General features: G+C 68.6%; 18 protein-coding genes. 8 read left to right on the top strand and 10 right to left on the bottom strand.

The window, feature by feature from the left end; genetic code table 11:
- Positions 1-39: 39 nt before the first annotated feature.
- Positions 40-759, top strand: coding sequence for a hypothetical protein (locus tag AMYAL_RS0110765; protein WP_020631315.1), 720 nt, complete (start codon positions 40-42; stop codon positions 757-759).
- On the opposite strand, the gene AMYAL_RS0110760 is transcribed toward AMYAL_RS0110765, so the two are convergent.
- Entirely contained in the window at positions 756-1,541 is a 786-nt protein-coding gene (locus AMYAL_RS0110760) for an SMP-30/gluconolactonase/LRE family protein (RefSeq protein ID WP_020631314.1), read from the bottom strand. The two genes, AMYAL_RS0110765 and AMYAL_RS0110760, sit on opposite strands and share 4 nt — an antisense overlap.
- 125 nt (positions 1,542-1,666) lie before the next feature.
- Positions 1,667-5,383 carry a multifunctional oxoglutarate decarboxylase/oxoglutarate dehydrogenase thiamine pyrophosphate-binding subunit/dihydrolipoyllysine-residue succinyltransferase subunit gene (locus AMYAL_RS0110755; RefSeq protein ID WP_084702110.1) on the bottom strand — a complete coding sequence of 1,239 codons (3,717 nt, stop codon included), beginning with the start codon at positions 5,381-5,383 and terminating at the stop codon, positions 1,667-1,669.
- A 361-nt stretch (positions 5,384-5,744) separates the two neighbouring features.
- On the opposite strand from AMYAL_RS0110755, the gene AMYAL_RS0110750 reads away from it, so the two are divergent.
- Entirely contained in the window at positions 5,745-6,011 is a 267-nt protein-coding gene (locus tag AMYAL_RS0110750) for a hypothetical protein (RefSeq protein ID WP_020631312.1), read from the top strand.
- Here the strand turns inward: AMYAL_RS0110750 and AMYAL_RS0110745 are convergent.
- The 5 genes from AMYAL_RS0110745 to ald form a co-directional block, all read right to left on the bottom strand.
- Entirely contained in the window at positions 6,008-6,577 is a 570-nt protein-coding gene (locus AMYAL_RS0110745; RefSeq protein ID WP_020631311.1) for a DUF4291 domain-containing protein, read from the bottom strand. The genes AMYAL_RS0110750 and AMYAL_RS0110745 overlap by 4 nt on opposite strands.
- 362 nt (positions 6,578-6,939) lie before the next feature.
- A complete protein-coding gene (locus AMYAL_RS0110740; RefSeq protein WP_425332186.1) occupies positions 6,940-10,662 on the bottom strand; it encodes an ABC transporter ATP-binding protein in 3,723 nt (1,240 codons plus the stop codon).
- Between the two features lie 249 nt (positions 10,663-10,911).
- The gene (locus AMYAL_RS0110735; protein ID WP_020631309.1) at positions 10,912-11,796 is read right to left on the bottom strand and encodes an ABC-2 transporter permease; all 885 of its coding nucleotides are present in this window, start codon (positions 11,794-11,796) and stop codon (positions 10,912-10,914) included.
- Positions 11,796-12,962 (bottom strand): ABC transporter ATP-binding protein, encoded by a 1,167-nt coding sequence (locus tag AMYAL_RS0110730; protein WP_020631308.1) that lies wholly within the window; start codon positions 12,960-12,962, stop codon positions 11,796-11,798. Before AMYAL_RS0110730 ends, AMYAL_RS0110735 begins: the two co-directional genes overlap by 1 nt.
- A gap of 556 nt (positions 12,963-13,518) precedes the next feature.
- Positions 13,519-14,634 (bottom strand): alanine dehydrogenase, encoded by a 1,116-nt coding sequence (gene ald / locus AMYAL_RS0110720; RefSeq protein ID WP_020631306.1) that lies wholly within the window; start codon positions 14,632-14,634, stop codon positions 13,519-13,521.
- Positions 14,635-14,797: 163 nt separating this feature from the next.
- Here ald and AMYAL_RS0110715 point away from each other — a divergent pair, with 163 nt between their 5' ends.
- From AMYAL_RS0110715 to AMYAL_RS0110705, 3 genes are all read left to right on the top strand, one after another.
- A complete protein-coding gene (locus AMYAL_RS0110715; protein ID WP_026466941.1) occupies positions 14,798-15,739 on the top strand; it encodes a zinc-binding dehydrogenase in 942 nt (313 codons plus the stop codon).
- Positions 15,739-16,158: a pyridoxamine 5'-phosphate oxidase family protein gene (locus tag AMYAL_RS0110710; RefSeq protein WP_020631304.1), complete on the top strand. Its 420-nt coding sequence runs from the start codon at positions 15,739-15,741 to the stop codon at positions 16,156-16,158. Before AMYAL_RS0110715 ends, AMYAL_RS0110710 begins: the two co-directional genes overlap by 1 nt.
- 117 nt (positions 16,159-16,275) lie before the next feature.
- Positions 16,276-16,503, top strand: a complete 228-nt coding sequence (locus tag AMYAL_RS0110705; RefSeq protein ID WP_005150660.1) for a hypothetical protein — start codon at positions 16,276-16,278, stop codon at positions 16,501-16,503.
- Between the two features lie 128 nt (positions 16,504-16,631).
- On the opposite strand, the gene AMYAL_RS0110700 is transcribed toward AMYAL_RS0110705, so the two are convergent.
- Genes AMYAL_RS0110700 through AMYAL_RS0110690 form a run of 3 tightly spaced genes read right to left on the bottom strand, consistent with a single transcriptional unit; the run spans position 16,632 to position 19,015 of the window.
- Positions 16,632-18,185, bottom strand: coding sequence for a PucR family transcriptional regulator (locus AMYAL_RS0110700; RefSeq protein ID WP_026466940.1), 1,554 nt, complete (start codon positions 18,183-18,185; stop codon positions 16,632-16,634).
- 36 nt (positions 18,186-18,221) lie between these two features.
- Positions 18,222-18,659, bottom strand: a complete 438-nt coding sequence (locus AMYAL_RS0110695; protein WP_020631302.1) for a VOC family protein — start codon at positions 18,657-18,659, stop codon at positions 18,222-18,224.
- Positions 18,656-19,015: a PadR family transcriptional regulator gene (locus tag AMYAL_RS0110690; protein WP_020631301.1), complete on the bottom strand. Its 360-nt coding sequence runs from the start codon at positions 19,013-19,015 to the stop codon at positions 18,656-18,658. The genes AMYAL_RS0110695 and AMYAL_RS0110690 overlap by 4 nt, the downstream gene beginning before the upstream one ends.
- A gap of 57 nt (positions 19,016-19,072) precedes the next feature.
- Here AMYAL_RS0110690 and AMYAL_RS0110685 point away from each other — a divergent pair, with 57 nt between their 5' ends.
- From AMYAL_RS0110685 to metX, 3 genes are all read left to right on the top strand, one after another.
- Positions 19,073-19,471 carry a VOC family protein gene (locus AMYAL_RS0110685; RefSeq protein WP_026466939.1) on the top strand — a complete coding sequence of 133 codons (399 nt, stop codon included), beginning with the start codon at positions 19,073-19,075 and terminating at the stop codon, positions 19,469-19,471.
- Positions 19,472-19,550: 79 nt separating this feature from the next.
- On the top strand, positions 19,551-20,852 hold the full coding sequence (locus AMYAL_RS0110680; protein WP_020631299.1) for a bifunctional o-acetylhomoserine/o-acetylserine sulfhydrylase: 1,302 nt from the start codon (positions 19,551-19,553) through the stop codon (positions 20,850-20,852).
- Positions 20,849-21,970: a homoserine O-acetyltransferase MetX gene (gene metX / locus AMYAL_RS0110675; protein WP_020631298.1), complete on the top strand. Its 1,122-nt coding sequence runs from the start codon at positions 20,849-20,851 to the stop codon at positions 21,968-21,970. Before AMYAL_RS0110680 ends, metX begins: the two co-directional genes overlap by 4 nt.
- The last annotated feature ends 182 nt before the right edge of the window (positions 21,971-22,152 follow it).

The following is a 22,152-nucleotide window of genomic DNA, read 5'->3' as shown; positions in this document are numbered from 1 at the left end:
CGTCCACTAAGGACCATCACGAGGCTTTAGCCTCTGCGTATGCAGCCCGGACCGCCCTATCATCAGGGGCCTCAGCAGCCGTATCCACCGCAGGGGTATCCAGGGTATCCGCCGCCCGGATACGGGCCGCCGCCCAAGAAGTCGAACACCGGGCTCATCATCGGGCTCGTGCTCGGCGCCGTGGTCCTGCTCGGCGGTGGCGGGGTCGCGGCGTTCCTGCTGCTCTCCGACGACTCCGGCTCGTCTTCGTCCGCCGCGCCGACGTCGTCCAAGAAGGCCGGGCCGCCGGACAAGTACACGTCCATGCCCGGATGCGAGAAGATCGGCAGCGGGGTGCGGAACTTGCCGCCGCTCGAAACGCCGAAGGGCGAGGAGCCGGCGAGCACGTCGAACAACGACATCGTCTACACGTCCTCTTCGTGCTCCTGGCGTGAATCCGGTGCGCCGTCGGCTTTGGTGACCATGTACCTGTCGAAGTCGAAGGAACCTGGCACGGGCTCCGGTGAGGACTGGGCGAAGGCGGGCTACGACAACGCCATGCGGGACGGCGGCGAAGTGATCCCCACGCTCGCGAAGGCGACCAAGGCCGGTTACAACGACATCCGGTCCGACGGGCAGTGCTCGATCAAGCTCTACCAAGGCAACGTCGAAGCACAGATCATCGTGAGCGGTGCCGAGCCGTCCAAGCCGATCGACCAGAAGCTGTGCAAGGAGAACGCCCTGAAGGTCGCCAAGGCGACCTCCGAGGCGATCGGCTAGAGCTTTTCGACCTGGACCTGCCCGGTCGGCCCGTCGCCGAACGGGTTCTCCCAGCCGTGCCACTCGGCGGCGAGGACGTAGAGCGAACGCCCGTCTTCGCCGCCGAGGGTGCAGGAGAAGCAGCCTCGATCGGACTCGACCTTCTGCAGCACTTCGCCTCCTTCGCGGACGCGGACGCAGTGCTTGGCCGCCACGTCCGCGTACCAGACGGCGCCCTCGGCATCGAGGGAGATGCCGTCGGGGTGATCGCCGCCGAGGTCCGCCCACACCCGCCTGCCGGACAGCGAACCGTCCTCGCCGATGTCGAACGCGGTGAGGCGGTTGCCGTACGACTCGGCGACGATCAGCGTCTTGTCGTCGGGCGTGACGGCCATGCCGTTGCCGAAGAGGATCCCGTCGGCGACCTGGCGCACCTCACCGTCCGGGGTGACGACGGCGAGGACGCCGGGTGCCTGGAGGTCGTGCGAGCCGTTGACGAAGGCGTTTCCTCGGCCGTCTGCCACGACCTCGTTGCAGAACGCGGCGACGGGGGCGAGGTCCGCGTAGACGCTCAGGTCGGCGTTGAGCAGCTTCGCGTTCGGGCCGTCGACGATGATCAGGCGGCCGTCGGGAAGCCAGTCGAAGGTGAGCGGCATCGCGTTCGGCACGTTCGCGATGACTTCGCTCTCGCCGCCGGGGGTGACCGCGAGGATCTCGCCGCCGCCCCAGTTCGCCAGCCAGAGACGGCCGTCGTGCCAGCGCGCGGATTCGGGGAGCTTGAGGCCGTCGAGCAGGGTGTTCATGGTGTCTCCTTCGGTCGTTTGCCCCTACACGAACGGGCCCGGCCGTTTTCGACACCCGAACGCCGTGAAGGCCTCCTTCCCTACTTTGAGAGTAGGGAAGGAGGCCTTCACGGACTTCTAGGCGATCAGTCGAAGGCCCGCGCGATGAGCGCCTTCTGCTCGACCTCGTGCACCTTGGACGAACCGGCCGACGGTGCGGCCATCGGGCGACGCGACACGACGTCCAGGCTGGAGAACACCTCCGGGAGCTTCCGCGGCAGGTTCAGGCCGAAGAACGGCCACGCACCCTGGTTCTCCGGCTCCTCCTGGACCCAGACCGCGGGAGCGCCGTTGTAGCGCTCGAGCGCCGCCAGCAGCTTCTTCTTCGGCAGCGGGTAGTACTGCTCGACCCGGACGATCGCGATGTCGTTCGCCTCGCGCTTCGTCCGCTCGGCCACCAGCTCCCAGTAGAGCTTGCCCGAGGTCAGCAGGACTTTGCGCACCTTCGACGGGTCGACCACGGCGTCGTCGATGACCGACATGAACTTCGTCTGGCCGGTGAAGTCCTCGACCTGGGAAGTCGCGGCCTTGTTGCGCAGCATCGACTTGGGGGTGAAGACCACCAGCGGGCGGTTGACTCCGTCGAGGGCGTGACGGCGGAGCAGGTGGAAGTAGTTCGCCGGGGTCGACGGGACCGAGACGGTCATGGAGCCTTCGGCGCACAGGGAGAGGAAGCGCTCAATGCGGCCGGAGGTGTGGTCCGGTCCCTGGCCTTCGTGACCGTGCGGCAGCAGCAGCACGACGTCGGAGAGCTGGCCCCACTTGGCTTCGCCGGAGGAGATGTACTCGTCGATGACGGTCTGCGCGCCGTTGACGAAGTCACCGAACTGTGCTTCCCACATGACCAGCGCTTCGGAGTTGGCCACGGAGTAGCCGTATTCGAAGCCGACCGCCGCGTACTCGGACAGCGCCGAGTCGTAGATCATCACGCGGCCCTGGCCGTCGGCCAGGCTGGCCAGCGGCGAGTACTCCTGGCCGTTCTTGCGGTCGATCAGCACCGAGTGGCGCTGGGTGAAGGTGCCGCGGCGGGAGTCCTGGCCGGACAGCCGCACGAGGCGTCCTTCCATGGCCAGCGAACCGAAGGCGAGCAGCTCACCGAAGGCCCAGTCGATGCCGCCTTCGCGGGACATCTTGTGGCGGCGTTCCATGACCGGCTTGACCCGCGGGTGCGGGGTGAAGCCCTCGGGGACGTTGAGGAACGCGTCGCCGATGTGCTCGATGACCTCGGAGGTGGTCGCCGTGGGCACCTTGGCGGGGACCTGCTGCTCCTCTTCGACCGAGGGGCTGGCCTTCGCCGCGTGCTTCTCCAGCTCGCGGACCTCGTTGAACACGTGCTCCAGCTGGCTGGAGAAGTCGCGCAACGCGGCCTCGGCCTCTTCGACGGAGATGTCGCCGCGGCCGATCAGCGATTCGGTGTAGGTCTTCCGGACCGAACGCTTCGTGTCGATGATGTCGTACATCGCCGGCTGGGTCATCGAAGGGTCGTCGCCCTCGTTGTGACCGCGACGGCGGTAGCAGATCAGGTCGATCACGACGTCCTTGTGGAACGCCTGGCGGTACTCGACGGCCAGCTTGGCCACCCAGTGCGCCGCTTCGGGGTCGTCGCCGTTCACGTGGAAGATCGGCGAGCCGATCATCTTCGCGACGTCGGTGGCGTACTCGCTCGAACGCGAGTGCTCGGGCGCGGTGGTGAAGCCGACCTGGTTGTTGACGATGACGTGCACGGTGCCGCCGGTGCGGTAGCCGCGCAGCAGCGCCAGGTTCAGGGTCTCGGCCACGACACCCTGGCCCGCGAAGGCCGCGTCGCCGTGCATGAGGACGGGGAGGACGGTGAAGCCCTCGCCACCCTTGTCGAGGATGTCCTGCTTGGCGCGGACGATGCCCTCGAGGACCGGGTCGACGGTCTCCAGGTGCGACGGGTTCGCGGTCAGCGACACCTTGGTCTCGCCGTCGCCGAACATGCGGAAGTACTTGCCCTCGGCGCCGAGGTGGTACTTCACGTCACCGGAACCGTGCGCCTGGCCGGGGTCGAGGTTGCCCTCGAACTCCTGGAAGATCTGCGCGATCGGCTTGCCGACGATGTTCGCGAGCACGTTCAGGCGGCCGCGGTGCGGCATGCCGATGACGACCTCGTCGAGTTCGTGCTCGGCGGCCTTGTCCAGCAGTGTGTCCAGCAGCGGGATCGCGGTCTCGCCGCCTTCGAGGGAGAACCGCTTCTGGCCGACGTACTTGGTCTGCAGGAAGGTCTCGAACGCCTCGGCGGCGTTGAGCTTCGAGAGCACGTACTTCTGGACGGCGGGGTCCGGCTTCTCGTGCGGGATCTCGACGCGGTCCTGGATCCAGCGGCGCTCCTCGGGGTCGAGGATGTGCGTGTACTCGATGCCGACGGTGCGGCAGTAGGAGTTGCGCAGGACACCGAGGATGTCACGCAGCTTCATCCGCTCCTGGCCGGCGAAACCGCCGACCGGGAACTCGCGGTCCAGGTCCCACAGCGTCAGGCCGTGGGAGAGGACGTCGAGGTCGGCGTGGCTGCGCTGCCGGTAGTTCAGCGGGTCGGTGTCGGCCATCAGGTGACCGCGCATGCGGAAGGCGTCGATCAGCTCGATCACGCGCGCGGTCTTGTCGACCGGGCCGTCCGGGATGTCGGCGACCCAGCGGATCGGCTCGTAGGGCAGGCGCAGGCTGGTGAAGACGTCGTCGTAGAAGCCCTCTTCGCCCAGCAGCAGTTCGTGGATGCGCTTGAGGAACTCGCCCGACTCCGCGCCCTGGATGATGCGGTGGTCATAAGTCGAGGTCAGCGTCATGATCTTCGACACGCCGAGGTCGACCAGGGCCTTCTCGCTGGTGCCCTCGAAGTGCGCCGGGTACTGCATGGCGCCGACGCCGATGATCGCGCCCTGACCGGCCTGCAGGCGCGGCACCGAGTGGTTGGTGCCGATGCCGCCGGGGTTGGTCAGCGAGATCGTGGTGCCCGCGAAGTCGTCCGCGGTCAGCTTGCCGTTGCGGGCCTTCTTGACGATCTCCTCGTAGGCCTGCCAGAACTGCATGAAGGTCATGTTCTCGGTGGCCTTGATGGAGGCCACGACGAGCGTGCGGGAACCTTCCTTGCCCTTCATGTCGATCGCGAGACCGAAGTTCACGTGCTCCGGCGTGATCGCGAACGGCTTCCCGTCGATCAGCTGGTAGTGCCGGTTCATGTTCGGGAAGTTCTTCAGCGCGCGGACCATCGCGTACCCGATGAGGTGCGTGAAGGAGATCTTGCCGCCGCGCGTGCGCTTGAGGTGGTTGTTGATGACGATGCGGTTGTCGGCCATCAGCTTCGCCGGGACCGCGCGCACACTCGTCGCCGTCGGCACGGACAGCGAGGCGTCCATGTTCTTCGCGATCGCCGCCGCGGCGCCGCGGAGCTGCTTCGACTCCGGCTCGGCGTCCTTCTCGGCGGCCTTGGCGGGAGCCTTCTCGGCGACCTTCGGCGCGGCGGCCTTCGGAGCGGGCTTCGCCGCTGCCTTGGGTGCGGCCTTCGCCGGGGCGGTCTGCTTCGCGGTGGACTCGGCGTTGCGGACCGTCTGCGGCGTCGGCTTGGCGGCCTGGCCGTTGGCGCCCGCGCCCTCCTTGACGGTCTCCGCTGAGGTCTGACGTGCGTCGTCAGCCTTCGTCTGCGCGTCCTGCGTTGGCTTGAAGTCCGCGAAGAAGTCGTGCCAGGCGGCATCGACTGAGGTGGGGTCGGCGAGGAACTGGTCGTACATTTCCTCGACGACCCACTCGTTGGGGCCGAATTGTGACGCAGGGCTGCTGCTGGACACGGCTTGGACTCGCCTCTATCCGTCTCGAGATCTTGAACACCGCTGATGCGCCTACCAGGCTAACCCCCTCGGTGGCGGCCGTGTGATGGAACTGGCCTGTGTGAGGCGTGGCGCACTAGGCGATGGGTCACTGTCTCGATCAAGAGATCGAAACCCCGGCACCCCGCCGACCGGCCGGGGGAGCGGGGGACCTTTGCTGTCGTTTCGCTGTATGTGCAGATCAGGTCGCTGTTTTGTCGGGAAAGATTGACTGGTTCGTCGTGTCGGGACAGCCTGGAGTTCACGTCAGACGGTTTTGCTCGGTGGAGGATGCGGCCGGTGTCGTGCCGGCCGCCGATCGCCCGAGAGGTGGTGGCAGCCGATGTGGCTGGACGAGTGCCCGTCGTTCTGGGACGAGGGGCGCGTGCGCCCGCTGGTCACCGAGTCCGGCAAGGTCGTCTTGATGTGCGATTCGTGCTCCGCGGTGTGGCCGACGCTCGCCGACTTCAAGGAGATGGAGCACGTCGAGCCCGACGAGCCGGACTGGGCGGTGACGGCCGGGGTGCACGTCCGGCCGGGGACCTTCCGGTGGGCTTCGGAACGGGACCTGGAGGTCGCCGGGATGAGCGGCCTCAAGTGGCGGCCTTAGCCGGGGTACGGGCGCTCCGCCGGTAGCAGCGCTTCGGCGTCTTCGATGCGGTTCGCCGCGACCAAGGCGCCAATCTCACGCATGACCGGGGTCACGTCGGTGACAGCGGTGATCCATTTGTCGACATAGCGATCGACGGCCTCGCCGCTCAGTCCCATCTGGAGCGAGCGGTGCTTCAGGGGGCCGAGCCGGACGCTGCGCTCCGGATCCCACTGGATGCGGACCGGACTGGTCTTGACCTCGTTCCGCCACGCCTTCTGGTCGGGGTGGACGTCGCGGTCGTAGTGGCTGAGTGCCGCGTGTCCGAGCGCCCAGGCGAAGCCCTCGCGAGTGATGTCGAGGGCGAGCACGCGCTCTTGGCCGGGCTTCGCGGCCCAGCCGCAGCGGTACGCCATCCAGAGGAAGGACGGCTTGATCCAGGTCATGCGTTCGCGTTTGAACGGCGGCACGAACGTGCCCGCCTTCAGGGCGGCGTCGGCGATGGCCGCCGAGTACGCCTGATAGACGCGGATCGTGGTCTCGGTGTGGACGGCGCGGATCTGCCGCGCCGGGATCTCTTCTTTCATTTGCCGCTCAGCGTGACAGGTGCGGTGCCCGGACGCGACCGAAATTCCCTTGCCCGTCAAGGCATGGCGGCTGCGAACGAGAGTCCCGAGCGCCACGCTCGAGACGATGAGCGTCCCGTGCGGGGCGCTCGGGACACGCGGCACCTTGCCCTTCCCGCCCAAGCGGCGCGAAGGTGGCTTTCGCAATACCAGCTCCACCAGGCCCCAGTGGTCGTGACGCGGCAGCGAACTCGCGTGATCAGGCACGGATCTCGCGTGCTTGGACACGGATCTCGCGTGATCAGACGCCGTACACGTGAGTTCGGCGTCTGATCACGCGAGTCACGTCTCCGTCCTGGCCGCGGACCCGGCGAAAGATCCGTTCAGCCCAAGGACCACAGGCGCGCGTAGTGGCCACCGGCGGCGACCAGTTCCGCGTGGGTGCCCTGTTCGATGATCCGGCCGTGGTCCAGCACGACGATCCGGTCCGCCTTGGCGGCGGTGGCGAGGCGGTGCGCGACCACGAAAGTCGTGCGGCGTCGAGAGAGTTGTTCCGTCGCGCGCAGGACGGCGGCTTCGGTGGACGGGTCGAGTGCCGCGGTCGCCTCGTCGAGCAGGAGGACGTCCGGGTCCACGAGTTCGGCGCGGGCGAGGGCGACGAGTTGCCGCTGCCCGGCCGAAAGCGACCGTCCGCGTTCGCCGACGGGCTGGTGGAAACCGGCCGGGAGCGCGGCGACACCGTCGAGCGCGCCGACGGAACGGACCGCCTCCTCGACCTCCGCGTCGGTCGCGGAAGGCCTGCCGTAGCGCACATTGTCCGCGACGGTTCCCGAGAACAGATGTGCTTCCTGTGGTACCACGCCCATCCGTGTGCGCAAGGCGGCCAGATCGTATTCACGGATGTCGGTTCCGTCGATCCGGACCACACCGCCTGTCGCGTCGTAGAACCGCGCGACGAGCTTCACGGCCGTCGATTTCCCGGCGCCCGTCGCGCCGACCAAGGCGACGGTCTCGCCGGGCGCGACCTCCAGCGACAGTTGGGTCAGAGCGGGCTCATCCGTTGCGGTGTAAGCGAAATCGACATCCTTGAAGGAGACCTCGCCCCGTAGTCGCTCCGGGACCGCGACAGGTTTTTCCGCCTCTGGAACGGAAGTCGGCGTGCGCAGGAGATCGCCGATGCGCGACAGGCCGACCCGAGCCTGCTGGTAGCCGTCGAACACCGAGGACAGCTGCTGGATCGGCGAGAAGAACTGGCCAAGGTACAACAAGAACGCCACCAGCACACCGGCCGACAGTGTGCCAGCCGCGACCCGGTTCGCGCCGACGATCAGCACGACCACCTCGGCCAGCCCGGAAAGCATCGCGGCGAAAGGGAAGTACGTCGCGACAAGACGCTGGGCGCGAAGTCGCGAACGCCGGTACTCGTCGCTGCGGGAGGCGAACTTCTCCGCCGTGCGCTCCTCGCGCGTGTACGCCTGCGCGACCCGCAGCCCGTTCACGTTCTCCTGCATGTCCGCGTTGACGACGCTGACCCGTTCCCGTGCTTCGGTGTACGCCTTGGACGACGCCCGGCGGAAGATCACCGTCGCCACGACGAGGATCGGCAGCACCGCGAGCGCGTACGCCGCCAGCCCGATATCGGTGATCATCAACGCCGCCGCGATCCCGACCAGGGTCAACGCGCTCACCACCGCTTGCGCGACACCGGTCTGCAGGAACGTCGAGAGCGCGTCGACGTCGGTCGTCATCCGGGTCATGATCTTCCCGGACAGTTCGCGTTCGTAGAAGTCGAGCCCGAGCCGTTGCAGATGGGCGTAACTGCGGACGCGCAGCGAATACAGCACCGTCTCGCCGACCCGCGCGGTCATCTTGGTCTGGAGATAGACCACGAGCCAGTCCGCGAGGATCACCAGCGCGCCGATCCCGGCGGCCAGCCAGATCACCGCCTCCGCTCCGGCGCGCACCCCGTTGTCGATGCCGTGCTGGTACAGCGCGGGCATCGCGATGGTGGCCAGCGCGTCCGCCGCGACCAGGCCGATCACCACGGCGAGCGGGCCGCGCACCGGTTTCAGCAGGCGGCCGAGGCGGAACTTCGGTTCGGGCGCGGTGACGTCGGTGCCCGGCAGGCGCGGGACGTCCGTCGCGGGCGGCAGTTTCCGGACGCCTTCGATGAGTTCCTCGCTCGGCGGCAGGTTGACGTCCCACTCGCCGCCGGTGTCCTTCCGTTCGCCCGCCAGCTCGTCGGCCTTGTCCTGCTCCGGCCACAGGGCCGGGGTGATGCCCGCGGGACCACAGTCGAGACCTTCGCAGCGATGCGGTTCTTCGACGTCGTCACCCGGTCCCGCGACGAGCTCGCGGAACAGCGGGCAGCGCGCGAGCAGTTCTTCCTCGGTGCCGACGTCGACGACCCTGCCCTTGTCCAGCACGGCGATCCGGTCGGCGAGGGCGAGCGTGGAGCGGCGGTGCGCGATCAGCAGGGTCGTGCGGCTCGCGGTGACCGAGCGCAGAGTGTCGTGGATCGCCGCCTCGGTGACCGTGTCGATGGCGGACGTCGCGTCGTCGAGGACCAGCACACGCGGGTCGGTCATCAGCGCCCTGGCCAGGCCGAGTCGCTGCCGCTGGCCGCCCGACAGGGTGAGGCCGCGCTCGCCGACGAGCGTTTCGTAGCCCTGGGGGAGACGCTGGATGAACTCGTCCGCCTCCGCCGCCCGCGCGGCCGCGCGGATCTCCTCGTCGCTCGCGTCCGGCCTGCCGTAGGCGATGTTGTCGCGCACCGACGAGGAGAAGAGGAACGCCTCTTCGAAGACCACGCCGATCACGCTGCGCAGATCGTGTTGCCGGACGTCGCGGACGTCGAGTTCGCCGACCTGGACCGAACCGCTGTGCACGTCGTAGAACCGGGGCAGCAGCAGGGAGATCGTCGACTTGCCCGAACCGGCCGTGCCGACCAGCGCGAGTGTTTCGCCCGGCAGGGCCTCCAGGGTGAGACCGTCGAGCACGGGATCCGACCGCGTGTAGCCGAAGGAGACGTCCTCCAGCCGGACGCCGAGCGGGCCTTCGGGCAGCGGCCGCGCGTCCGGGCTGTCGACGACGTCCGGTTGCGCGTCGATCAGTTCGTTGACCCGCTCCGCGCCCGCCCTGGTCAGCTGGGCCTGGACGACGAGGCTCGAAATCATCCGCGCCGGGCCGATCAGGATGGAGAGATAGGTCGCGAAGGCCAGGAAGGTGCCGAGGCTGACTTCGCCCTTCAGCGCCAGGACACCGCCGACCGCCAGTACCGCGACCTGGCCGGCCGCGGGCAGTGCCGCTGTCGTCGCCGTGGGCAAAGAGGACAGCCTCGCCGCGCGCATGCGTTCGGCGAAGAGCTTCTTCGCCGTCTTCTCCAGCTTCGCGACTTCTCGCGCTTCCTGACCGAAGCCTTTCACGACGCGTACGCCGGTGACGGTCTCTTCGACCTGCTGTGCGACGTCGGCCGCGCGCTGCTGGGCCGCCCACGTCGCGGGGAAGAGCCGCTTCCGGCTCACCGCCATGATGATCGCGATCGCCGGGGCGACCACCATCGCGATCAGGGTCAGTGTCGGCGACATCCACAGCATCGCGCCGAGCGACAGCAGCGCGAAGATCACCGACCCCGCCGAGAGCGGCACCTGCATCAGGACCGACGTGACCAGTTGCAGGTCCGAGATCGCGCGGGAGGCGACCTGCCCGGTGCGCAGCGCGTCCTGCTTGCCGCCGTCGAGCCGGGAGACCGCGTTGAACACCTGACGGCGCAGATCGTGCTGGACGTCGAGGGCCAGCCGTCCGCCGACGTACCGGCGGGCGAAGGCGTTGCCGAAGGTCAGCACCTGCAGGACCGCCATCACGGTGGCGAGCAAGCCGAGGTTGGAGGTGTCGCCCGCGACGGCGCTGTCGAGCGCTTCCCGGATCAGCAGCGGACCGGCGGCCTGCAGCCCGACGCCGATGATCGCCGCGCCCAGCGACAGCACGACCAGCCACGGGTGCTTCCAGCACGAAGCGGCCAGACGGCGGATCCAGCCTCCAGCGGGTGCGGAGGTGGTCTCACGTGCCGGACTGGCTTGACGCGGACGAGGTGGAGCAGTAGTCACCCCGCCAGACTAGGCGTCCGCACCGACAAGATCGGCCGGGTTTCGGGGAGAAGTGGCCCACGCCCGCGACGACACGACCCACTCCTGGCCAGGACGTGACCCACTCCCGGCGGAGACTTCACCCGTCGCGCGCCCTCTTTCGGGCCGAAGGCCCCCGGAAACGTGATGAAGGGGCGCCTCCCCGCCCAACCTGAGGTTGAAGCGGGTCGACGCCCCTTCGGCACGTTTACGGAAGCGCGCGATAAAAAATCAAGTAATGTCTTTCTTCTGGTTCACGGCCCAGCCGGCGAGGAAGAAGACCATCGTCCAGCCGAAGAAGATCAGCGCCGAGGCCCACCACGAGAAGGCGCCGGGGGCACCGGCCGCGTACTGCAGCGCCCACGCCGTCTCGTCCTGCAGGCCGGGCACCTTCACCCCGGCCGCGCCGAAGGCTTCCGCGCCGATGGCGCCCACGATGCCGTTGACCGTGCCGTTCGGGAGGACCCCGCCCAGCCAGGTGATGTCCCAGGCGCCGAAGGACACGAACACCAGGACGTTCTCGACCACGAGCATCCAGATGGTCAGTGTGATGATGCTGCCGATCACGCTGCGCCAGACCGCGCCGACCCCGATACCGAACAGGGTCGCCAGGATCGTCGCGAGCACACCCGCGCCGAGCACGCCCAGCCACTGGCCCGCCGTCGGCAGACGCTCGCTGTCGACCGTGATCACGGTGCCGATGCTGGCCGCGCCCACGATGATCACACCGTAGATCGCGCCCCAGGCGACGTAGGTGATCATCTTCGCGCTCAACGCCGAAACCCGGTTCGGGGCGGTGAGGAACGTCGTCGTGATCGTCTTCTTCGTGTACTCGCCGGCGAGCGCGAAGACACCGAAGATGATCGGGATCATCGTGCCGATGTTGATGCCGTGCCCGAGGGCGAGCAGTCCGACGGGCAGTTCGCCGGTCGAGATGCCGAGCGCTTCGGTCAGCTCACGGGTGTCCGAGCGGCCGAGGAAGTCGCTGAAGTCGTTGGTGACCATGCCCCAGAACAGGGCGAACGCGAAAGCGAAGACCACCGCGGGGATCATCAGCGCCCACCACGCCTTGAGCGTGAGCGTCTTGCGGAACTCCGCCTTGATCAGGTTGCCCATCAGCCCTGGCCTCCCCAGCCCTCGTTCTGGCCCTGCTGCGGCGCCTGCTGCTGAGGCGGCGCCTGCTGGTACTGCTGCTGTTGCTGCTGCGGCTGGCCCTGCTGCTGGTACTGCTGCGGCGGCGCGAAACCGGGCGGCGGGGTGTTCTGCGGCGCGTAACCGGGAGGCGGACCCTGGTATCCGGGCGGCGCGCCCTGATAACCCGGAGGCGGACCCTGGTAACCCGGCGGCGGGCCCTGCTGGAAACCGGGCTGCGGCGCGGAGTACTGGCCCTGCGTCAGCTGGAAGAACATCCGCTCGAGATCCGCGGTCTCCTCCTGCATGCCGTAGACCGCGATGCTCGCCTTGGCGGAGATGTCACCGATCTGCTGCACCGTCGCACCGGAGACCGCGACCCGGCCGTCGGGCATCGGCGAGACCTGCGTGATGCCGGCCTCCTGCAAGGCGGCCACGAGGCCGCTCGCGTCCGCGGACTGCACCAGCACCCGCGACTGGTTGCTCTTGCGCAACTGGTCCAGCGAACCGTTGTAGCGAGTCATGCCCTGGCTGATGATCACGACCTGGTCGATCGTCTGCTCCACCTCGTTCAGAAGGTGGCTCGAGACCAGCACCGTGCGCCCCTCACGCGCGTACGCGCGCAGGAAGTTCCTCAGCCACAGGATGCCTTCGGGGTCGAGACCGTTCGTCGGCTCGTCCAGCACCAGCACCTGCGGATTCCCCAGCAACGCCGTCGCCAGCGCCAGCCGCTGCCGCATACCGAGCGAGAACCCGCCCGCCTTGCGGTCCGCCGCAGACGAAAGGCCGACCAGGCCCAGTACCTCGTCCACCCGCTGATCCGGCATCCCGATCGCCGCCGAATACACGCGAAGATGATTCCGCGCCGTACGTCCAGGGTGGAAACCCTCGTTCTCCAGCACCGAACCGACGACCCTCGCCGGAGTCCCCAGCTGGTCGTGCGGGCGCCCGTTGATGGTCGCCGTGCCGTTCGTGGGTGTCACCAGCCCGAGCAGCATCCGGAGCGTCGTGGTCTTCCCGGCCCCGTTGGGCCCCAGGAAGCCGGTCACCGAACCAGGCTCCACCGTGAAGCTCAGATTCTGGACCGCGTTGACCGCGCCGAACTGCTTGCTCAGATTCTGCACCGCGATGCGGCCACTGCCGTCGTGCATACCGTCCCCTTTTGTTGACGAAGGCCGATCACGCGACATCCTGCCTCACCGGGTGAGCCGGCACCCGCGGAAGGGGGTAAACCGCGGAAAGCGACCTTCGTCACGTTCGGCGCGGTGACGATGCCGTCCCCCAGCGCACCGGAGACTGCTCCGAATGGCCGCTGACTACCGGATATACGACCTAAGGCGCGGAAAATCACCGACCATGGAGGCGGTCTGTGAAGAAGTAATTCGGAAGACATGGCAACCCCATGCAGCGCGGCGGCGACTTATTACCTACGATGTAGGAGGCGGCCCGCTCCCAATGACCCCCAGGTTGGTTGAGCGGGCCGCCCTTAACTCCCTTCCCTCACTTTGGCCGGCGCTTCGCGCCTTCCCTCGGTGAAGGCTTCGTCGTTTCACACGACCCCCCCAAGTCCGTGAAGGCCTCCTTGAGGGACTCTGAGTCCCTCAAGGAGGCCTTCACGGACTTGGGCCACGCGCGTCAAAAGAAGGAGCGGGAGACCTTTGCACTGGGGTGGCAAAGGTCCCCCGCGTAGGAAGGTGGATCGAGGGATCAGGCCAGGACGGCGGCCAGATCCGTGGCGGGCAGGCCGTGCGCGGCCGCGACCGGGGCGTTGGTCAGCGCGCCGGCGTGCGTGTTGAGGCCCATCGCCAGCGAAGCGTCGGCCTGCAGCGCCTTGTGCCAGCCGAGGTCCGCCAGCTTGACGGCGTACGGCAGCGTCACGTTGGTCAGCCCGTAGGTCGACGTCCGGGGCACCGCGCCCGGCATGTTCGCGACGCAGTAGAACACCGACTCGTGGACCTGGTAGGTCGGCTCGTCGTGCGTGGTCGGCCGCGAGTCGGCGAAGCAGCCGCCCTGGTCGATCGCGATGTCCACCAGCACACTGCCGGGGCGCATCCGCGAAACGAGGTCGTTCGAGACCAGCTTCGGCGCCTTCGCGCCGGGCACGAGCACAGCGCCGATGACCATGTCGGCCTCCAGCACGGACTGCTCGACCGACAGCGCGTTCGAGGTCACCGTGCGGATGCGGCCGCCGAAGTCGTTGTCGATCTGGCGGAGGCGGTCGACGTTGGTGTCGAGGATCTCGACGTCCGAGCCGAGGCCGAGGGCGACCCGCGCCGCGTTGAGGCCGGCGACACCGCCGCCGATCACGACCACGCGCGCCGGGTGCACACCGGGGATGCCGCCCGGCAGCACACCGCGGCCACCGCTCGGCTTCATCAGGGAGTACGCGCCCACCTGCGGCGCCAGCCGTCCGGCGACCTCGGACATCGGCGCGAGCAGCGGCAGCGCGCGGTTCGGGGTCTGCACCGTCTCGTAGGCGATCGCGGTGGTGCCCGCGGCCAGCAGCGCGTCGGTCAGCGGCCGGTCCGCGGCGATGTGCAGGTAGGTGAACAGCACCTGGTCGGCGCGCAGCCGCGGGTACTCCTCGGCGATCGGCTCCTTGACCTTGAGCACGAGCTCGCCCTGGGACCAGGTCTCCTCGGCGGTCGCGAGGATCTTCGCGCCCGCGGCGACGTATTCGTTGTCGGTGATGGACGAGCCGACGCCGGCGCCGGTCTCGACGAAGACGTCGTGGCCGCGCCCGGTCAGCTCGTGCACGCCCGCCGGGGTGAGTGCCACCCGGTATTCATGCCTCTTGATTTCACGGGGGACGGCGATACGCACGGAGTGCCTCCTGCGGCGGGGTCTACGACAAGTGCTGACACTCACGGTGATGTACCCGGACGGCGGTGTCATCGTGTGCCCGCGACAAGATTGAGAACCGATCATGGTTTTCCCGGCACAATCGCTTGACCTCCAGTCAACTGGAGCTTGCACCTTGGGACACATGAGAGCCGTGTGGTTGACAGAGTTCGGCGGTCCCGAAGTGCTCGTCGCGGGCGAAGCCCCCGATCCGGTGCCTGCAGCGGGACAGGCCCTGGTCGAAGTGACGTTCGCCAACATCACGTTCGTCGAGACGCAGTTCCGCGCCGGCGGAGGCGGGCCGTTCCGTGCCGAACCGCCGCTGATCCCCGGCAACGGCGTCGGCGGCGTGATCAGCGCCGTCGGCGAAGGGGTCGATCCCGGTCTGGTCGGGAGGCGTGTCGTGACCTCGACAGGCGGCTCCGGGGCCTACGCGGAACGGGTCGCGGTCGCCGCCGATTCCGTTTTCGAGGTGCCGGACGGCCTGGCCCTCGACGCCGCGGTGGCGATCCTCGCCGACGGCCGCACGGCGACGGCGCTGGTGACCGCCGCGCGGATCCGGCCGGGGGAGCGCGTGCTGGTCGAGGCCGCGGCGGGCGGTGTCGGCGGCCTGATCGTCCAGCTCGCCAAGGCCGCGGGCGCGGAGGTCGTCGGCGCCGCGGGTGGCCCGGCGAAGGTGGACCACGTCCGGGAGCGCGGCGCCGATCTGGCTGTCGACTACCGCGAGCCGGACTGGGCGGCGAAGGCGGGCGAGGTCGACGTCGTGTTCGACGGGGTCGGCGGCGAGATCGGGACGACCTCGTTCGGACTGCTCAAACCGGGCGGCCGGATGCTGATCTACGGGTTGTCGAGTGGTTCGTGGGCGGAGGTGTCCGAAGAGGACGCCGAGGCCCGCGGGGTCACGGTGCTCCGGAACCTCGGCGGACCGGCCGAGATGCGGGCGTTCACCGAGTCCGCGCTCGCCGAAGCCGCCGCCGGGCGGCTGGAACCCGTGATCGGTCAACGGTTCCCGCTCGCACGGGCGGCGGACGCGCACGCGGTCATGCAGTCGCGCGGCGCGATCGGCAAAACGGTGCTCGAGGTCTGATGTTCGACGTCGACGAATTCCTCGCCGGTTCGCTGACGGCCAGGGTCGCCACGACCGGGCCGACCGTGCGCCCGACTTGGTATCTCTGGGAGGACAGGGCCTTCTGGATCCTCACCGGACCGTGGGCGAAGCTGGCCGGTCTCGTCCGAGAGTCGCCGTCGATCGCGGTGACGGTCGACGTCTGTGACGTCGGCACCGGGACGGTGCGGCAGGTGCTCGCGCGAGGCGACGCGGAGGTGCTGTCGTTCGACGTCCCACGTGGACGGCGGCTGCTGAGCAGGTATCTCGGGTCCGACGAGGACAAATGGGATGCGCGTTTTCTTTCTTACCTGCACGATGATCCCGAGGTCAAAGGAACGGTCTGGGTCCGGATGGTGCCGAAGCGATTCGTCGCCGACGACCTCGGCTATCGGGTATGACGCACGGCCGCGTTCGCTGGGGGTGAGCGCGGCCGTGCAACCTGCGAAACGGTAAATGCAGCCCGATCGAGTCAAGATGTTGATCTTACTGGCCGGTAAGCTGCCATTCTGTTCCGCATGACAAATCAGGATTGGCGGCGGGAGCGGCGTGTCCGCACCGTCGACACCGAAGGCAACCCGGCCGATGTCGTCGTCGGCCTGGTCGAAACCCCTGGACACGGCTACGAAGCCGCGCTCCGGGTCGACGGTGGCCCCGGTGTTCTTTTGCCGCTTTACCCCGGAGCGGATCTGCTCGCCGCGGTACGGCAGACCATTGAGGACGGATATCGCGCCAGCGCGCACTAATCTGTCGCATGTCAGGAAAGGGTCCTTCGAGACGGGAACCGACTCGAAAGACCCTTTCCTGACGTCTGAGCACAGTTCCATCACGCTACAAAGTGTTCATCAATGAACAGTTTCTCGTTGAATCCCGGTCAGCTCCAGCGCACGGAAACGAGTTGCGTGATCAGTGCCAGCCGGACGTCGGGATCGTCGAGATCCAGCGGGACGAGGTCGAGCAGCCGTCGCATGCGATAGCGCAAGGTGTTCGGATGAATGCGAAGTTCTTTCGCGGCCGCGCGCGGGTCTCCGGGATGCCTCAGCCATTGGTAGAGGGTGTCCACGTAGCCGCTCTCGTGGGCTTCGTCGTGCGCGCGCAGCAGGCCGAGCGGGCCGAGCTCGGCCACCTTCGCCGTACTCGCCGCCGTCGCGCCGCGGTGCAGCGAAAGGGCCGTCCACGCTTCGTCGAAGACCACGACACGGCCAGGGACCAGCTTCGCGCGAAGCAGGCTCAGCGCCTCGTCGGCCTGGGCTCGTGACGTCGCGAGCTCACCGATTTCGCGAGCCGAACCCGCGGCCGCCCTGGGTGTCCCGCCCTTCCTCGACGACGGCAGGGCTTCGAGCGCGGCCCGGAGTTCGTCCCAGCCATCGCCGTCCGGGACCACGGCGTAGAGCACGCCGCCGAGCTCGGTGGCCACTGGCCGCCTGCCGACACCCTGCGAGATCCGTTCGAGAAGAGCGAGCCGCAGCCCCTCGTCGTCGCGGCCGTCGCCGCCGGAGACCTCGATGACGATGACGCGGTGCGGCTCCTCGGAGAGGTCGAGCTCCGCGATCGCCTTGCGCGGGCTGGCTTTCCCTTCGAGGACGGCCCGCAGCAGCTCGGCGGAGACCCGGCGCTGGGAATCGGTGTGCGCGCGGCGGCGCAGCAGGTGCAGCGCGACGACGGGCGCCGCGTCGGCGAACGCGGCCGCGCGTTCGTCGGAGACCGGGCCCGCGACGACCGCCCACATCGACCCCAGCAGCTCGCCGCCCATCCGGATCGGCACGATGAGCCGGGGCAGCGTGCCGTCGCGCTGCGCGGGCACGAAGATCGTCTGCCGCCCACGGGAAAGCTCGCGGAACACCCCTCGTGACCGGAACCGCGCGAGCACGTCGTCGGGAATGCGGCGGCCCATGATCGTGGACACACGCGCCGAGTCGGTCAGGTCCTGCCGGGCCGAGTAGGCGAGCACCCGCGAGTTGGTGTCTTCGATGGTCACCGGCGCGTCGACCACCGAAGCGACCGCGTCGGCGAGCCGGAAGAGGTCGCCGGAACCGGGGCCGCCGCCGTCCTCCAGGGCGTCCGACTCGTCGGCCAGCGCGTCGAGGACCGTTCTGAGCAGCCAGACGAGCTGGGCCCACGACGTCGCCGGGCGCACCTCGATCAACGCGATGTCCGCTGTCTTCGCCGCCCGTTTCACCGAGGGTTTCGCCGCGAGCGGTGGCTTCAGCAGGACAGCGGCGGCACCCTTCGCCGCGCTGTGCTTGACGAGCTCCGCGGCTTCGGGCGTCTCCGTGATCGCGACGCCGAGGACGAGGTCACCGGCGGCGAGGGTGTTGCCGGGTTCGGCGATGACGACGTCGCCGACGGCCGGGGACTCCTCGGGGACCTGAAGCGCGTGCAGCAGTGTCGGTCCCACCCGGTCGACGACACTGCGTACGGAAACCATGAGGCGATTGTCCAGCAGGTGGGACCGGCGCACACGTCAGACCTCGCGCGGTGCCCTGGCGTCGATGTCCTCGGGGGTGAACCGCTCGCGTTTGGTGGTCAGCGCCCATCGGTGCCCGTCGGGGTCGACGATCCGGCCGTAGCGCTCGCCGAAGAACATCTCCTCGACCGGCGCCTCCACCCTGGCGCCGGCGAACACCGCGCGCCGCACGAGGTCGTCGGGGTCCTCGGTCTCCAAGGTCAGCAGCATCGGGGTGCCGCCGAGGGTCGCGGGCGCGAGCGCGTCCAGCTGCGGGATCTCCTGGCTCACCAGCAGCCGCGCGTCGCCGACGGCGAGTTCCACGAACAGCACGACCCCGTTCGGCAGCGTGTTGCGGAACAGCTCCACGGCGCCGAACGCCTTGCCGTAAAAAGAAAGCGATGTGTCGACATCCTTGACGAACAGATGAGGCACGAGGCCGAGCGCGCGGTTCACGCTGACTCCGCCCGCTTCAGCAGCCCGGACTGGCCCGCCACCGCGACGAGCCTGCTCAGGAACTCCGCCTCGCGGGCGGCGACCTCCCGGCCGGCGCGGGTCAGCCGGTAGTAGCGACGGCGCGAGTCGTGCGGCTGGGCCTCTGTCGCGTCCGGGGCCTCTTCGACCAGGCCGTCGGCGACGAGCCGGGCCAGTGTCCGGTACAGCGTGCCGGGCCCGAGCCGATCGGTTCCGCCGCTCACCTCGTCGACGAAACCCATGATCGCGTAGCCGTGCGCGCGGCCGCCCTTGCCGTTCGCCAGCGCCAGCAGGGTCTGGAACGCCGCGGGCGTGAGCTGTGGGTTGCCGTCGGCCATGCGAGGAGCATACACTCCGATCTCGTTATATCCATGTTGGATACAAAGGGGCCGGAAGTGGCGATTCAGGGCGTGCACAAGATCGTCGTCGAGGTGAGCGATCAGGAACGGGCGAAGAAGTTCTGGACCGAGGTCGTCGGATTCGAAGTCACCACCGACGCGCCGTACGGTGACGACGGCGGCCGATGGGTCGAGGTCACTTCATCCGATGGGATGACGGCTCTCGTCTTGAGCGCCATGTCGGAGTACGCCAAGAACCCCGAGGTGCGCGACGAACTCCCGACGGCCAACTTCTTCTTCTACGCCGATGACATCGAAAAGACGTACGAAGACCTTTCGGCGAAGGGGGTCGAGTTCCCCGCCCGCCCGGAGAAGCAGCCGTGGGGCTGGTGGGCGATGTTCACCGATTCGGAGGGCAATCGGTTCGCCCTTTCGGAACGGAATCCCATCTCCTGAGAGTGGTTGGGTGCTCCGTTCGGCGGAGCTAGCTTCGGGGGCAACAGCCGAAACCCCTTGAACCGCTAGGAGAATCGCGATGAGCGCGGACGGATGGTCGTTCGAAACCAAGCAGATCCACGCGGGTGCGGCGCCGGACACGGCCACCGGCGCGCGGGCGACCCCGATCTATCAGACCACCTCGTACGTGTTCCGCGACAGCCAGCACGGCGCCGACCTCTTCAGCCTCGCCGAGCCGGGCAACATCTACACGCGGATCAACAACCCCACGCAGGACGTGCTGGAGCAGCGGCTTGCCGCGCTCGAAGGCGGTGTCGCGGCGCTGGCGTTCGCTTCCGGGACCGCGGCGACGACGGCCGCCATCCTCAACCTCGCGAACGCGGGTGACCATTTCGTCTCCAGTCCGGCGCTCTACGGCGGCACCTACAACCTTTTCCACTACACGCTGCCGAAGCTCGGCATCGAGGTCTCGTTCGTCGAGGACCAGGACGACATCGAGCAGTGGAAGGCCGCGGTCCGGCCCAACACCAAGCTGTTCTTCGCCGAGACGCTGGCCAACCCCGGCAGCAACGTCCTCGACATCCGCAAGGTCGCCGACGCCGCGCACGAGGTCGGTGTCCCGCTGGTCGTGGACAACACGGTGCCGACCCCGTACCTCGTCCGCCCGATCGAGCACGGCGCCGACATCGTGGTCCACTCGGCGACCAAGTACCTCGGCGGCCACGGCACCACGGTCGCCGGTGTGCTGGTCGACGGCGGTACCTTCGACTTCGGCAAGGACCCGGCACGCTTCCCCGGCTTCAACGAGGCCGACCCGAGCTACCATGGTCTCAAGTACTGGGAGGCACTCGGCCCTGGCGCGTACGCGGCCAAGGCCCGCGTCCAGATCCTTCGCGACACCGGTGCCGCGATCGCGCCGTTGAACAGTTTCCTGATCCTGCAAGGGATCGAGACACTTTCACTGCGGCTGGAGCGGCACGTGTCCAACGCGCAGGCGCTGGCCGAGTGGCTGGAGCAGCGCGACGAGGTCGAGAAGGTGTACTACGCCGGGCTGCCGTCGAGCCCGTACCACGAGGCCGCGAAGAAGTACCTGCCGAAGGGCGCCGGGGCGGTGCTGTCGTTCGACCTGCGCGGCGGCGTCGGCGCCGGACGGGCCTTTGTGGACGGTACGGAACTGCACAGCCAGCTGGTCAACATCGGCGACGTGCGCAGCCTGATCGTGCACCCCGCCTCGACGACGCACAGCCAGCTGACGCCGGAGGAGCAGGTGTCCAGCGGGGTCACGCCGGGCCTCGTGCGGCTCGCCGTCGGTCTCGAAGGGATCGAGGACCTCAAGGCCGACCTCGAGGCGGGATTCCGGGCGGCCAAGGCGGCTTTGTGACCCAGGCTCCGGATCTCCCTCCCGCCACCGGTGCGTGGCGGGAGGGAGATCCGCCCGGCCGCCGCCGGTTCGTCACCGGTGTCCAGCCGCTCGAAACCGGACGCGAAATCCCGTTCACGCTCGCCTACGAGACCTGGGGGACGCTGAATCCCGGCGCCGGCAACGCGATCCTCGTCGAGCACGCCCTCACCGGGGACAGTCACGCGGTCGGACCGGCGGAGGACGGCCACGTCAGCCCCGGCTGGTGGGACGGCCTGATCGGACCGGGCAAGGCGATCGACACGGACGTTTTCTTCGTCGTGGTCCCGAATGTGCTCGGCGGCTGCCAGGGCTCGACCGGCCCGTCCTCGACGCATCCGGACGGAAGCCCTTGGGGCAGCAGGTTTCCCGCCGTGACCGTCCGGGACCAGGTGGCCACGGAGGCTGTCCTGGCCGACGCGCTGGGCATCGGACGGTGGGCCGCGGTGCTCGGCGGCTCCATGGGCGGGATGCGCGCGCTGGAATGGGCGGTGAGCGAACCGGACCGGGTCGCGGCACTGCTCGTGCTGGCGTCGACAGCGCAGGCGTCGGCCGACCAGATCGCCTGGGCGGCGCCGCAATTGCACGCCATCCGGTCCGATCCCGGCTGGCACGGCGGTGACTACCACGACGTCCCCGGCGGCGGCCCGCACACCGGTCTCGGCGTCGCCCGCCGGATCGCGCACGCGACCTACCGCAGCGAAGCCGAGCTGGCGCAACGCTTCGGCCGCCGGTACCAAAACGGCGAAGACCCGCTGCACGGCGGCCGGTTCGCCGTCGAGTCCTATTTGGACCATCATGCCGGGAAGCTGTCCCGCCGGTTCGACGCCGGCAGCTACGTGGTGCTCACCGAATCGATGAACACCCACGACGTCGGCCGCGGGCGGGGCGGCGTCGCGAACGCGCTCGCCCGGATCACCGCGCGCACGGTCGCCGCCGGGGTGGACAGTGACCGGCTCTACCCGCTGTACCAGTCGCGGGCGATCGCGGACGGGGTCGGCGGCGCCGAGTTCGCCGTCATCGGCTCGCCCTACGGGCACGACTCGTTCTTGATCGAGACCGAGCAGATCGCGGGGCTGGTGAAGCTCCTGCTGGGCTAGCCCCCGTCAGCCGCACGGTGCGCCATGCCGTTGTGAAAGCCACTTTCGCAACGTTGAAGGTTGCGAAAGTGGCTTTCGCAACGCGTTCCCGGCGGATCATCTGCCCAGCCGCCGCTCGGGGCTCCCGATTCGAGGAAGTGGCATGTCGCGAAAGCCACTTTCGGGACATCAGACGTCGCGGA

It is taken from the genome of Amycolatopsis alba DSM 44262, assembly GCF_000384215.1.
GTDB classification, from domain to species: Bacteria; Actinomycetota; Actinomycetes; order Mycobacteriales; family Pseudonocardiaceae; genus Amycolatopsis; species Amycolatopsis alba.
Note: the sequence above shows the minus strand (reverse complement) of the source record. Positions and strands in the feature narration are given on the sequence as shown.

Bases quoted from the DNA above. Each gene is read 5' to 3' on its own strand.
- AMYAL_RS0110765 (WP_020631315.1), top strand. From the start codon at position 40: ATGCAGCCCGGACCGCCCTATCATCAGGGGCCTCAGCAGCCGTATCCA.
- AMYAL_RS0110760 (WP_020631314.1), bottom strand. From the start codon at position 1,541: ATGAACACCCTGCTCGACGGCCTCAAGCTCCCCGAATCCGCGCGCTGG.
- AMYAL_RS0110750 (WP_020631312.1), top strand. From the start codon at position 5,745: ATGTGGCTGGACGAGTGCCCGTCGTTCTGGGACGAGGGGCGCGTGCGC.
- AMYAL_RS0110745 (WP_020631311.1), bottom strand. From the start codon at position 6,577: ATGAAAGAAGAGATCCCGGCGCGGCAGATCCGCGCCGTCCACACCGAG.
- AMYAL_RS0110735 (WP_020631309.1), bottom strand. From the start codon at position 11,796: ATGGGCAACCTGATCAAGGCGGAGTTCCGCAAGACGCTCACGCTCAAG.
- AMYAL_RS0110730 (WP_020631308.1), bottom strand. From the start codon at position 12,962: ATGCACGACGGCAGTGGCCGCATCGCGGTGCAGAATCTGAGCAAGCAG.
- AMYAL_RS0110715 (WP_026466941.1), top strand. From the start codon at position 14,798: ATGAGAGCCGTGTGGTTGACAGAGTTCGGCGGTCCCGAAGTGCTCGTC.
- AMYAL_RS0110710 (WP_020631304.1), top strand. From the start codon at position 15,739: ATGTTCGACGTCGACGAATTCCTCGCCGGTTCGCTGACGGCCAGGGTC.
- AMYAL_RS0110705 (WP_005150660.1), top strand. From the start codon at position 16,276: ATGACAAATCAGGATTGGCGGCGGGAGCGGCGTGTCCGCACCGTCGAC.
- AMYAL_RS0110700 (WP_026466940.1), bottom strand. From the start codon at position 18,185: ATGGTTTCCGTACGCAGTGTCGTCGACCGGGTGGGACCGACACTGCTG.
- AMYAL_RS0110690 (WP_020631301.1), bottom strand. From the start codon at position 19,015: ATGGCCGACGGCAACCCACAGCTCACGCCCGCGGCGTTCCAGACCCTG.
- AMYAL_RS0110680 (WP_020631299.1), top strand. From the start codon at position 19,551: ATGAGCGCGGACGGATGGTCGTTCGAAACCAAGCAGATCCACGCGGGT.